This is a genomic window from Exiguobacterium sp. s157 (assembly GCF_018618205.1).
Lineage (GTDB): Bacteria > Bacillota > Bacilli > Exiguobacteriales > Exiguobacteriaceae > Exiguobacterium > Exiguobacterium chiriqhucha.
The window spans coordinates 75,998-88,108 of record NZ_JACSLQ010000006.1; the positions used below are offsets into that span (position 1 = coordinate 75,998).

The 12,111-nt window shown below is 51.6% G+C and carries 13 protein-coding genes; all 13 read right to left on the reverse strand.

Annotation, left to right across the window (positions count from 1 at the left end; all coding sequences use genetic code 11):
• Positions 1-6 precede the first annotated feature (6 nt).
• Complete coding sequence (locus KNP67_RS11920) at positions 7-813, reverse strand: hypothetical protein (RefSeq protein ID WP_029596051.1); 807 nt, start codon at positions 811-813, stop codon at positions 7-9.
• Positions 810-1,490 carry an ABC transporter ATP-binding protein gene (locus KNP67_RS11925; RefSeq protein WP_021067812.1) on the reverse strand — a complete coding sequence of 227 codons (681 nt, stop codon included), beginning with the start codon at positions 1,488-1,490 and terminating at the stop codon, positions 810-812. The genes KNP67_RS11920 and KNP67_RS11925 overlap by 4 nt, the downstream gene beginning before the upstream one ends.
• Positions 1,468-1,860: a GntR family transcriptional regulator gene (locus KNP67_RS11930; protein ID WP_029596052.1), complete on the reverse strand. Its 393-nt coding sequence runs from the start codon at positions 1,858-1,860 to the stop codon at positions 1,468-1,470. Before KNP67_RS11930 ends, KNP67_RS11925 begins: the two co-directional genes overlap by 23 nt.
• Positions 1,861-1,983: 123 nt before the next feature.
• Positions 1,984-2,589, reverse strand: coding sequence for a kinase (locus tag KNP67_RS11935; protein WP_214756678.1), 606 nt, complete (start codon positions 2,587-2,589; stop codon positions 1,984-1,986).
• Positions 2,590-2,643: 54 nt separating this feature from the next.
• Entirely contained in the window at positions 2,644-4,329 is a 1,686-nt protein-coding gene (locus KNP67_RS11940) for a b(o/a)3-type cytochrome-c oxidase subunit 1 (protein ID WP_021067815.1), read from the reverse strand.
• Positions 4,330-4,800 carry a cytochrome c oxidase subunit II gene (locus KNP67_RS11945; protein ID WP_021067816.1) on the reverse strand — a complete coding sequence of 157 codons (471 nt, stop codon included), beginning with the start codon at positions 4,798-4,800 and terminating at the stop codon, positions 4,330-4,332.
• Between the two features lie 21 nt (positions 4,801-4,821).
• Positions 4,822-4,941 carry a hypothetical protein gene (locus KNP67_RS11950; RefSeq protein WP_021067817.1) on the reverse strand — a complete coding sequence of 40 codons (120 nt, stop codon included), beginning with the start codon at positions 4,939-4,941 and terminating at the stop codon, positions 4,822-4,824.
• 242 nt (positions 4,942-5,183) lie between these two features.
• On the reverse strand, positions 5,184-5,894 hold the full coding sequence (locus tag KNP67_RS11955) for a Crp/Fnr family transcriptional regulator (protein ID WP_214756680.1): 711 nt from the start codon (positions 5,892-5,894) through the stop codon (positions 5,184-5,186).
• A 173-nt stretch (positions 5,895-6,067) separates the two neighbouring features.
• Positions 6,068-7,453 (reverse strand): aldehyde dehydrogenase, encoded by a 1,386-nt coding sequence (locus KNP67_RS11960; protein ID WP_058765722.1) that lies wholly within the window; start codon positions 7,451-7,453, stop codon positions 6,068-6,070.
• A gap of 90 nt (positions 7,454-7,543) precedes the next feature.
• Entirely contained in the window at positions 7,544-8,701 is a 1,158-nt protein-coding gene (locus KNP67_RS11965; protein WP_131472457.1) for an MFS transporter, read from the reverse strand.
• Between the two features lie 141 nt (positions 8,702-8,842).
• Entirely contained in the window at positions 8,843-9,556 is a 714-nt protein-coding gene (gene deoD, locus KNP67_RS11970; RefSeq protein ID WP_029596056.1) for a purine-nucleoside phosphorylase, read from the reverse strand.
• A 15-nt stretch (positions 9,557-9,571) separates the two neighbouring features.
• Positions 9,572-10,279, reverse strand: coding sequence for a response regulator transcription factor (locus KNP67_RS11975; protein ID WP_131472455.1), 708 nt, complete (start codon positions 10,277-10,279; stop codon positions 9,572-9,574).
• Positions 10,276-12,024: a sensor histidine kinase gene (locus KNP67_RS11980; protein ID WP_021067823.1), complete on the reverse strand. Its 1,749-nt coding sequence runs from the start codon at positions 12,022-12,024 to the stop codon at positions 10,276-10,278. The genes KNP67_RS11975 and KNP67_RS11980 overlap by 4 nt, the downstream gene beginning before the upstream one ends.
• Between the last annotated feature and the right edge of the window lie 87 nt (positions 12,025-12,111).

A 12,111-nucleotide genomic window follows, 5' to 3' on the forward strand; every position in this document is an offset into this window, starting at 1 on the left:
CTCACCTCACACACTTAATTTCTTCGTCAACTGACGATATCCAATCCAAACGACCCCAATAAACCAAATCACTAAAATAAGAGTGAAGACGGCCAGCGTCTCTTCCATGAACAGATAGTTCTCAATGATAAAGAACCCAATCATCGGCACAACTACGACAACCCCAATCATCAATAAGGCGAGGAACGGCGCCCACACCGTCCGTTGCCACAGGCTCCGTTCAATCAACACAAATGCGAAGATGAATAAGACGGCGAGGGCAATTAATACTTGATGGACAAAGAAGTTGAACAGTGACGCCGGGAACATGACCGAAAGCGCCCCATCGTAGCCGATGGCCTGTTCGAAGGAGCCACTCATCGGAATCATTTGCGAGTCCAACCAACTCGAAAACGCTATGTACTGGAGTTTGAGCGCAATCCACTGGACGGAGAACAAGCCAAGGATCATCAACATCATCGTCACTAGCTTCGCACCGAAGACGAGCATCCGTTGTTGCGGCATGAGCAATAGGCGCATCATGAACGTCCCACGGCCTTGGAAGTCACGGTACCAAATCCAAAAACTGAAGAATACCATCGCCGTGACAGCAACCCCAATCGACAAGATGAACGGTGTGCCACCAAGATAATTCCCGAACGTCAAAGTGTAATCCGGCGTTCCAGCACGACGCATTTCTTCATACATATTCGTCTCGCTCCATAGGAAGACGCCGAGCCAGGCGAACTGGGTGACGACGAGTAACGTGATCAAGATGAGATACGGTTTCGTCAACCGCTCGACTTCCCATCCGAGTAGTTTCAACAAATTCATGCGCCATACTCCTCTCTCATGACATCGACAATCGACTTCCCATGAATGAAGCGGACGTCCTCGACGTCGAACTCGCGAACGATCCGGCCGCGGTTCAACATGACGGCCTTGTCGACCAAGTATTCGATGTCTTCAATCTCGTGCGTCGTAATCAAGACGCCGCGGTCTTCCATGATGTCACTCGAGAACAACTCGACAATTTGTTCTTTCGAGAACACGTCGATGCCCGAGAACGGTTCGTCGAGCAATAGATAGTCCGGATCTTGGGCAATCCCGAGCGCTAAATTCACTTTGGCGAGCGTCCCTTTCGACAGCTCATTCAACTTGTCCTCTGGGAACAGCTTGAACTCATCGACAAGACGGGCAAACAATTTCGGGTCGAACTTTGGATAAAAGTCGCGCATGAACGCCTCGCACTGTTCAATGGTGAAATGGATGGGGAACGTCGAATGGTCCGGTACGAACGCGACACGATTCAAATCGATCGGTTTGCCGTCGACAAGCACCGTCCCCTGGTCGAACGGCGTCAGTCCCATGATGCCTTTTAAAATCGTCGATTTCCCGGTACCGTTCAACCCGATTAAGCATGTGATTTCCCCTTTTTGGGCCGTGAACGACACCTCTTCGATGACTTGTTTTTTGCGGTAACGCTTCTTAACTCCCAGTACTTCGATCATGAATATTCCCCTCCCCGTATTGCCGTTTGATTTTATCGACGAGCTCATCCATCGTGACGTCAAGTTCTTGAATCGATTCGACAAAGACAGCGACTGCCTCATCGACGAGTTCCGTGCGGATGCGTTTCAATACATGTTCATCGGTCGTCACGCGGCTCGGACGGTTCCGTTCGGTCGTAATCAATTGTTGTTCCTCCATCTCTTTGAACGCCTTTTGGACGGTGTTCGGATTGATTTTCAGTTCGGTCGCGAGCTCACGTCGCGACGGCATCTCTTCGCCCGCCTGCAGTTCGCCAAGCGCCATCTTCTTTTTGAAGTAATCGACGACTTGAATGTAAACTGGGGCTCTCGTGTTGAATTGTATGATCATGTTGTCACCTCTCTAAGTGTATGATGCGACTAATACACTATCTAACTGTATTATCACCATAGTACACTAACCGAGTCAACAGTTTTTTCCAAAACAAAAACGCATCCCCTATAAATGGATGCGTCAACTAGATGAAACGATTTGATCGGCCTGGGCTTGCGGGTTGATCGTTTTGATGTAATGCGCTTCTCCCGGCCAATACCGGCGTTCGTACTTAGCAAGCCGCTCCGACAAGTCGCCGATATACGTATCACGATTCAAGACCCGTTCATACCGGACTTCCCGCGGACAGTCGAGATAGACGATGTAGTCAAAATAAGGACGCCACTCGTCCCGCAATAAGAAGATCCCTTCGATCAAGACAAGTGTGTTCGGAGCAATCTCAATTGTTCGCATGTTGACCGCGTCCTGGTCTCGCTCATAATACGGCAACGTCAAATTCGTCTGCCCTTCCCGAAGCGGTTTGAACAAGGTCTCCACGAGCAACTCGACGTCCCATTGGAGCGCATAATATTCCATCGCCTCTGACTGTCCCGTCGCGTAACGTCGGTGCCGCTCGACGATAAAGTCGTCGATATGTAACACCATTTCATTCGTTGCAATCCCGCGTAGTTGTTCGACCATCGTCGTCTTCCCTGCCCCGCTCAACCCGTCGATCGCGACGAGGAACGGCCGATCCGGCTCGCGTCTAACATATTCACGGTGAATATCTGCACGAAGTAGCTCCATCTTTCCATCTCCCCACATGAAAAAGTCAGCCCCGCTAGCGAGGCTGACTTCAGTTTACCAGAGCACCCAACCTTTAGCTCCCGGCGGCGCACTTTCAATCAAGTGCCAAATCGGAATCGTATAGGCGAAGGCAATTAAAACGAACGTGACCGTAATCCAAAGCTTCCAGTTCTCGAAGAAACGCGGTGTCTCCATCGCCGCCTCTTCGGTCTCGGCGAGCGGGAACTCCTCTTCTCCCTTCGGAGCGAGGAACGACAAGTTGAACATTGAATAGACGAAGATGAGGACCGAAATCAAGAGGATCGTCCCGCCAATCGCCATGGCGATGTGGTATGGAATCCATTCGCGCGTAAGCGCATCCGAGAAGTACGTTGCCGGACCGGTCCGACGCGGATTACCTTGCAGTCCTGAGATGTGCATTGCGTAAGACATGATCGACATTCCGAACGCCCACGTGCCTGCTTGAATTAATCCGATTCGATTCATCTTTTTCGTTAGGATACGGCCGCGCAATACCGGCACGAGCCAATATGCCGTTCCGAAGAACGTCAAGGCGACAGCCGTTCCGACCGTGATATGGAAATGACCTGTGACCCAAAGTGTGTTGTGGACCATCGCGTTCAATTGGTGCGATGCGTTGATGATCCCGCCGGCTCCGGCCGGAATGAAGAACAACATGCCGACGAACGGAGCGAGGAAACGGACATCCCCATATGGCATCTTCTTGACCCAACCAAATAGACCACGAGCTCCGAGTGCGCGGCCGCGCAGCTCGAACGTCGCAAACAGCGAGAACGCCGTCATAAACGACGGGATGACGACGAGGAACGTCAAGATGACTTGAACGAACTTCCAGAACGGTTCAATCCCTGGTTCCGTCAACTGGTGGTGGAAGCCGACCGGGAACGAGAACAAGAGGAACAACAGGAACGCCATCCGGGCGAGCGCATCGGAGAAAATCTTTCCGCCGATGACTTTCGGCACGACCGTATACCAGACGATATAGGCCGGCATGAGCCAGAAATAGACGAGCGGATGACCGAAATACCAGAACAGCGTCCGTGACAACTCGATTCCGACCGTATCTTTCCAACCGAGCGAGAGCGGGAGCAGTTGGAATAAAATCGTTCCGGCGACACCGAGCGTGGCGATGACCCACAAGAGCATCGTCATGATACTCATATACGCCGGAAGCGGCGGATGAATACCAGGGTTCTCCCGTTTGTAGTCCGCATACATCCGGAACATGGCGAACGCCGATAACCACGTACCGACGACGAACAAGACGAGACCGATATAAAACACTGGGTCGGCCATGAGTGGTGCGTAGAACGTATACAAAACGGTCGCTTTATTGGCGAGCACCATGATCGTGACGAGCACGGCGCCGGCGATAATCATCCAAAACCCGAGCCAAGCAACCCTCGTTGGGAACGACTCAAAGCGTCCGAACGACTTGGCGAGGAGCGCGTAAAGCAGACCGATGATGAACATTGTCGTGAAAACGAGACCGAGCATGATGCCGTGTGCAGTCAACAGTTGATAATAGCCGAACACTTCCGGGATGACACCGGTCCGGATGAGCGTCTGCATGAGTCCGGCTAGTCCACCGATTAAGACGGCGAGGACCGAGATGACGACGTGGGCATAGGCGAGGCGTGCTTCTTTGACACCGATACTCGGTACCGGTACGCCGCGTTCCATTTCCCACTGCTTTAGTTTTGAGGCTACGTCATTCATTTAGTCCACCACCTTAATTTTTGTCGACATCATGTGATGTCCGGTACCACAATATTCGTTACAAAGGATTAAAAATTCGCCCGCCTCATCGAACGTATACGTGAGCGAGTTGATATGACCAGGTACGACCATCATATTGACCGGTGTGCCCGTCAACTGAAAACCGTGAACGACGTCCGGTGACGTGACGAGAAACGTGACTTTCGCCCCTTTTGGAATCTCGACGTTGCCCGGCGTGAACGTGAACGCTTGCGCGACCATGACAAGTTCATATTCGTTGTCGTCAATTTTATGAAGTCCCGGTTTGTCGAACGGTGCGGTTTGATGTACTTTCGCCGGATCGATTAAATCCGCGTCCGAAGCCGGTTGATTTCCTGCCGCAAAGGCAGAGATACCAAGCACGGTTAAAAACACACCTAATAAAATGATGCCGAATACAAGCCAATATTTTTCAAGTTTATGAATATGCATCTGTTGCTCTCCTCCTGCTCGTTATCGCGTCATAAATAGGTAAAACACTGACGACCACATGGCAATGATGACGCCCGCGACAATCATGACCGATGTGAACGTGCCTTTTAAGTTCGGTTCTTGTCCATCGTTTTTCTCCACGTGAAGGACCCCTTTCCCTGTGATTTCCACTTTTATTGTATGAAATGGGATGGGGATTAATATGTGACATTTATCACTCCAAAAGTGACAATCACATCAAATTTGCGTAGTTTCCACACATAAAGTTCACATTTTGTATAAAGGCATACAAAAAAGGCGATTGTCCCGACACGAATCGAGTCAACCACCTGTTCGGTTTCACGCGCTTTGATAAGGTGAAATGTTGCAGCTCTCTTGAAAGATTAAAGCCGACAGATACCGGCGGGACAGCCTTCGCAGTAACATAGTTCTTTCAAGAAATCGATGTCATGCAAAATCATCTCTGTCCCCGTCGTCGTCAACATGCCTTCCTTCCGCCACTGGTTCATCATCCGATTCACCGTCTCGCGAGGTGCGCCAATCAGCTGACCGAGCTCCCCGTCTGACGGATGTTTTGGCACGACGATCCCTTCTGCTGACTCGACGCCGTCCATCGCCACCATGCGTAATAACGTGGAGGCGAGGGCACCCGGTTTCCCATATAGCAGCAAGTCACGGAGTTTCATCTCGGACTGCTTGCGCATCATCGACGTCCACCGCAATACTTCAGTGGCCAACTGCGCATCGCGCCGAACGAGTTCATCCATCTCTTGCTTCGAAATCCAACCGATGACACTGTCCGAAGTCGTCTCGATGCTATACGAACTCGGGAACACCTCGTCGATATCGAACTCCCCGAAGAAGTCGTCCGCCCCATAGATGAACATGATGAGTGCGCTCCCTTTTTTCGTCAGCTTCGTGAATTTGACGGAACCGCTCTTCAAATAAAAGAACTTGTTGCACTTCTCGCCTTCCCAACAAACGATGCTCCCTTTCGAATGATCTTGAAACGTCATCATCTCGAGCAAGAGCTGTTTCGTCTCTTGCGAAAAGACAAAGCTGTTCGGTTTGGTCGTTCCGCATTTCATAGTCATGTTATCTGCTCCCTCCACTAATCGTATATCTGATTAAGTCTCGTACGTCATGTGTATGGCTATATTATACAAGAGGTATGTAGCTAGTTTCATAAAAGTATGTGACATTTCAAACAATCTTCTTATTCTTTGCCCACAAAAAAAGACTGCAGGCTCCCTGCAGTCTAGTCTGGTCAACGGTAGACGAGTCGAATCAACTTCTCGGCCGCTTTGAAGTTCGGATAACGAATCGGTAAATCAAATTTCGTCGTGTTTCGTAAAATCGATTTGGCGTGACTAAACGTCTCAAAACTGTAACGTCCATGGTACGAGCCCATCCCGCTCTCGCCGACGCCGCCGAACGGCAGGTTCGGGTTCGTCAAATGCATGAGCACGTCATTGACACAGCCTCCACCGAACGTGAGGTGTTTCATCACGGTCTGCTCCACGGCTTTCGTCTCGGTGAACAAATAGAGCGCGAGCGGATGCGGACGCGATGACACAAACTCAATCACTTCGTCGAGTTGGCGGTACGTGAGGACTGGTAGAATCGGTCCGAAAATTTCATCTTTCATCACGTTCGCGTCCTCTTCGATATCCGTCAACACGGTCGGGGCAATCTTCAATTCGTCCCGGTCCGTCTGGCCTCCAAAGAAAATGTCTCCTTCTGTCAAATATGCGGTCAAGCGGTCGAAGTGGGTCTCATTGACGATTCGTGTGAACCGTTTCGTCCCGACGCCGTTTCCGAACATCGTGAACGCCTCCCGTTTGATGGCCTCGAGGAACGCCTCTCGTTTAGATTCGTGGACAAGGACGTAATCCGGAGCGACGCATGTCTGCCCGGCATTCATCCATTTGCCCCAGGCGATGCGCTTGGCTGCAATCTCGATATTGGCATCTTCATGGACGATGGCCGGTGATTTCCCACCAAGTTCGAGCGTGACGGGCGTCAAGTGCTTCGCCGCCGCCTCCATGACGATTTTCCCGACTGGCGTCGACCCTGTGAAGAAGATATGGTCCCATTTCTGGGCAAGCAACTCGGTTGCAACGTCCTTATCTCCTTCGACGCTGACGACGTAGCGGTCGGTGAACGCCCGTTCGAGCACTTTCGTGATCATTTGGGCGACGTTCGGTGTCAATTCCGAAGGTTTAACGACAGCCGTGTTGCCTGCGGCAATCGCTCCGATGAGCGGCGCCATCGCCAATTGAAACGGATAGTTCCACGGAGCGATCACGAGTACCGTTCCGTAAGGTTCATATATGACCTCACTTTGCGTCCCGAGATGGATTGAGGCGCCTCGGACACGTTTCGGGCGCATCCAACGCTTCAACTCACGTGTCGTCCGTGTGATTTCGTCATAGACGAAACCGATCTCCGTCGTGAACGCGTCGAGTTCTGATTTGTTCAAATCCTGCTCCAACGCTTGAAGAATCTCTGCTTCATGATGCTTGATTGACTCTTTTAAAAACGTCAACATGCTGAGACGGAATGCGAGCGACTTGGTCGCTTGCGTCCGAAAGAAGCGACGCTGTTTACGAATGAGCTCTTCAATGGTCAACTGTTCGATTGGTGCGAGCATAAATCTGCCTCCCTTGGATGATAACGCTAGCTTCATCTTATCATCTTCACTCGGTCAGCGACCATTTTGAACCTTCGATCTGCGTCCGTCCTATCTGACAGGCACGTCCCGTTTCTTCGTTTGTTGCATGACGACAAATATCAAACCGGCGACGAGCAGGATGCCACCCGTCAGCGCGAATTTTTGTGTCAGTGTAATCGAGAGCCAGCCTAACAATGCCGAGCCCGTCACTGTCCCGAGCGAGAAGAACGCATAAAAATAGCCGTACGACTTACCACGATTGGCCTGATTCGTCGCTTTAATCAACATCGTATTGATGGCTGGGAATAAGATGGCGAACCCGACGCCATACAAGGCGAGGACAGCGTACAAGAGGAGCGACGTCTCTGATCGGCCAATCAACAGTTGGCTCACACCGAGAATGCCGACACCGAGTGCCGCGAGCTTCGCTGGTTCGATTTGGTCGAACAGGCGATTCGTCGGCAACACAAACACGAGCACCGCCATGATACCGAACGTGCTGAGCAATGTCCCGCTCAGACTAGAGTCATACCCGAGCGCCTGCACGTAAAGGGGAAGCAAGTACGCGATTGCCCCTTGCGAGAACATCAAGAGGAAGGCGCCGATATACGCTTTCACTACGTCTCGTTCCAGGCGCGACGTCCCTTCATCTGTACGATGGGAAGGTTCAAGCGTTAACTTCGACGGGCGCAAAAAGACGAGTGCGAGGAGCGCGACGGCTACCCCGAACAGCGCGACGTATGTGAAGACGATCGGCACGGTCGTCTGGCTGGCCATGATGCCGCTGAACGCCGGACCGACGATGGCTGCCAAACCAACAAAACTGCCGGTCAATGCCACTTTTTTACCTTGTCGGTTCGCGGCGGTCAGATTGGCGGACAACGTGAACGCGGCTGGGACAATCAAACCCGCTACAAAGCCGTGCACGATCCGGACAATTAATAGCGTCGTCGCTGTGTCGACGAGATGATACGACAAGAGACTGAGGCTCGACAGCGCAAGACCAACGAGCAAGATGACGATCGGACCAATCCGGTCGGTCCAAATGCCGGATAAAATGTTGCCGAACGTATTCGACAACGAGTAGATGGCGATGACGAGCCCTGCGATGAACGGTGTCGCACCAACCGATGTCGCAAACGTGCTCATGACCGGAAGCTGGGCGAATAAATCAAAGAAGGCAAAAAAGACGATACTATAAATGACAAAAGCGGACGCTTTATTCATGATGACAACTCCTTGATCCAGCCCAATACGGGAACTGTTCGTTTCAGCTTCAGTCTAGCCTGCCAGTTTCACTTTGTATACAAGACAAGGCGCGCGGACACAAAAACGCCTTACAAACCAGTGGTCTGTAAGGCGTGTTCATTAGTTTGTGACTTCGACCGCTGTATCGAGTGCGACACGAATCATTTCGTCAAACGTCGATTGACGCTCTTCCGATGTCGTCTCTTCACCTGTCAACAAGTGGTCTGAGATTGTGAGGATCGTCAACGCGTTCACTTTGTGTTTCGCAGCGAGTGTGTAGAGACCTGCCGCTTCCATCTCGATGGCGAGGCAACCGAAATCGGCCCACTTCTTGAAATGGTGGAAATCATCCTGGTAGAACTGGTCGGCTGTGAAAATTTGCCCGACTTTGACCGGAATACCAGCTTTTTCAGCGTTCATATACGCGCGATGTAGGAGGTCGAACGTCGCTGTCGGTGCATAGTCCATGCCGTTGAAACGAACCCGGTTTTGGGCCATCTCACTCGATGCACTCATCGCGATGACGACGTCACGTACTTTGACGTCTTCTTGAATTCCGCCGGCCGTACCGACACGAATCAAGTTTTTTACGCCGTATGACATAATCAATTCGTTCACGTAAATCGACATCGATGGAACACCCATCCCAGTCCCTTGAACGGAAATACGTTTTCCTTTATATGTTCCTGTGAAGCCATACATGCCGCGGACTTCGTTGTATAACTCAACATCCTCGAGGAACGTCTCCGCGATATATTTCGCACGCAACGGATCTCCTGGCAATAATACCGTTTCTGCGATTTGTCCTGCTTCTGCCCCAATGTGTACACTCATGATTAAATTCCTCCTTCAAGATAGTCGTTGGCACTGCTCCCGATATTCATTCGGGGTGATACCAATCTGTTTTTTGAAGACTTTCCGGAAATACTTATCATCCGAAAAGCCGACCGCTTGGGCGACTTCATAAATACGTTGTCTACTCGTCTCAAGGAGACGTTTCGCCTCGAGCATCCGGATCGACAGCAAGTACTCGGATAAGTTGACGCCGTACTGCTGTTTGAAGCGACGCGATATGTATTCGCGGCTCAAGTAAAAGCGCTCGCTCATCCCTTGTAAGCTGAGTTCTTCCGCATAATGGCGTTCGATGAACGCGCCAATCTGTAGAATCGGATCGTCTTCGTCAGGAATGACGTCGGCGAGGGCACGTGCGAGCGTCTCGTTCAAGACATCCGGGTCAATCGGTTTCAGCAAGTAGTCGAAACTGCCTAGCTGGATCGCGCGCCGCATGTACGAATATTCGTCATAGCCCGTCAAGACGATCAGTTTGGCCGTCTCCGCCTCCATATGGACCCACTCCATCAACTCGATGCCGTTACATCGAGGCATTTGCAGGTCCGATAAAATCAACGCCGGCCGTTCTTTGACGATAATCCGTTTCGCTTCTTCCCCGTCTTGCGCCTCAATCACTTTCGTGACGCCGAGCCGTTCCCACTCCCCGAGCAGTTTCACCGCTTCCCGTACCGGCGACTCATCATCAACGATCAACACTTTCGTCATGACGCATCCGCCTCCTTTACGGCCGGGAAACGCATGACAATACGAAATCCGCCTGTCTCTGGTGTAGCCAACATAAACTGAGCCTCCCGATTATAGTTTAACATGAGTCGATCCCGAATGTTCTTTAAACCGGTACCTTCCGCCCCATTCAATGGCTCGGTCGATACCTCGATCCGTTCTTTCAATAGCGTCAACTCTTCATCCGAGAGATCGCGTCCGCTATTCTCACAATGAATCACAAGATTTTGTCCCGACTGATGAATTCGCACGGAGAAACGGTTGGCTGCTGTCGCACCGTCGCGCTCAAACCCATGCTTGAAAAAGTTCTCGGCGAGCGGCTGCAAAATCATCTTCGGCACAATCAAATCGAGGAGCGGCTCCGGCACATCGACCTCAATCTCAAATTGATCCGGGAACCGGACTTGTTGCAAGCGAATGTAGGACGTGAGGTGATCGACTTCTCGCTTTAGCGTCACGAGCGACTCATCAGGGTGCATCGTATAGCGCATCATCGAGGAGAGCTGCGTGATGAGACGGTACACCGTCTTGCCATCGCCTTTCAATGCGAGCGTCCCGATTGACTGCAAGGCGTTGAACAGGAAGTGTGGGTTCGTCTGGGCTTGGAGCGCCCTCAGCTCATTCGTCCGATTCTCGAGCGCCAATCGGTACTCCCGTTGAATCAAATCATCGATTCGTTCAATCATCCGCTTGAACTGCCGTCCGAGCACGCCGAACTCATCATTTCCGAGGGAATCGAATGAGACCGTCATGTCCCCTTGTTCGATGCGCCAAATGTTCGACGTGAGCGTCTTGATTGGAGTCGTCAAACGCATCGAGGCATAGGTCGCCCCAATCAATGCCAATACAAGCGACACCATCCCGACGACAAAGATGATGAACGACGTCCGCGACGCCGGCTCGGTCAACAATCGATCCGGTATCGATTTTCCGACGTAGAACGTCTGGTTCTCAAACTCGAACGATTTGACGATACGGTGATGCTTTCCATCGCTCGACAGCGAGTTCGTCGATACATTTTGCGGGATTTCACCGTCACCGAGTTGTGCGAACACTTGATTGCCTCCCCCGACGAACCAGAGGCTCTCGCTCGGATTGTTCTGTAGTGAGGCGAGTTGGCCGATGAAAATGTCCTCCGGAATATCAATCGACAATATCGCGAGTGGCTGATCCGTCTCGATTTTGTCGAGTCGGAAATGGAGTGTGACGACCTGCTCTTCCGAGACGAGCGGCCCGAAATCATGATAGGGCACGAGCGGATGCGAGGCCTCAAGCAGGACGCGGCTCTCCTCATATTTCAATAGTTGTTGCTGAATCTCACTTGGCTGCCGTTTCGAGCGCGGGGACACTTTCATCTTATAGGCGGCGAACGAATCCATATCCTCAAGCATGAGCAGTTGGATTTGGGCCACATCCTCACGGGATAAGTACATCCCGAGCAGCGCCCGTCGTACCTCGAGTTCAGTCTGTTCGAGCGACAGTCCCGGGCCGTACTCGAGAATATCGAGCACATCCCGATTCGCATACAGACTGGTCGGCAAGCGGCTCAAGTCCGAGACATACCGTTCCATCTGTAGTGTGCCTCGCTCAAGCGACCATTCCGTGAGCTGAAGCCCCCGTTCCCGCTCCCGGTCTTTGACGTACCAAAAGGAAATGATCGTCGCCAAAATGACGGGAACGATAATCGTCAATGCGATCATTCCCGTCAGCTTCGTCCGAATGCTCATCCACGTATCGCCTCCTCGCTGTCATTATATCACGGCTTATGCAAGCGTTTGCAATGTTGTCATGAAAAATCTCGTCTCCCAGTTTCT

Excerpts from the sequence above, each read along its gene's own strand:
- deoD (WP_029596056.1), bottom strand. The coding sequence starts at position 9,556 with ATGAGTGTACACATTGGGGCAGAAGCAGGACAAATCGCAGAAACGGTA.
- KNP67_RS11920 (WP_029596051.1), bottom strand. The coding sequence starts at position 813 with ATGAATTTGTTGAAACTACTCGGATGGGAAGTCGAGCGGTTGACGAAA.
- KNP67_RS11940 (WP_021067815.1), bottom strand. The coding sequence starts at position 4,329 with ATGAATGACGTAGCCTCAAAACTAAAGCAGTGGGAAATGGAACGCGGC.
- KNP67_RS11955 (WP_214756680.1), bottom strand. The coding sequence starts at position 5,894 with ATGACTATGAAATGCGGAACGACCAAACCGAACAGCTTTGTCTTTTCG.
- KNP67_RS11945 (WP_021067816.1), bottom strand. The coding sequence starts at position 4,800 with ATGCATATTCATAAACTTGAAAAATATTGGCTTGTATTCGGCATCATT.
- KNP67_RS11965 (WP_131472457.1), bottom strand. The coding sequence starts at position 8,701 with ATGAATAAAGCGTCCGCTTTTGTCATTTATAGTATCGTCTTTTTTGCC.
- KNP67_RS11980 (WP_021067823.1), bottom strand. The coding sequence starts at position 12,024 with ATGAGCATTCGGACGAAGCTGACGGGAATGATCGCATTGACGATTATC.
- KNP67_RS11925 (WP_021067812.1), bottom strand. The coding sequence starts at position 1,490 with ATGATCGAAGTACTGGGAGTTAAGAAGCGTTACCGCAAAAAACAAGTC.
- KNP67_RS11960 (WP_058765722.1), bottom strand. The coding sequence starts at position 7,453 with ATGCTCGCACCAATCGAACAGTTGACCATTGAAGAGCTCATTCGTAAA.
- KNP67_RS11975 (WP_131472455.1), bottom strand. The coding sequence starts at position 10,279 with ATGACGAAAGTGTTGATCGTTGATGATGAGTCGCCGGTACGGGAAGCG.
- KNP67_RS11935 (WP_214756678.1), bottom strand. The coding sequence starts at position 2,589 with ATGGAGCTACTTCGTGCAGATATTCACCGTGAATATGTTAGACGCGAG.
- KNP67_RS11930 (WP_029596052.1), bottom strand. The coding sequence starts at position 1,860 with ATGATCATACAATTCAACACGAGAGCCCCAGTTTACATTCAAGTCGTC.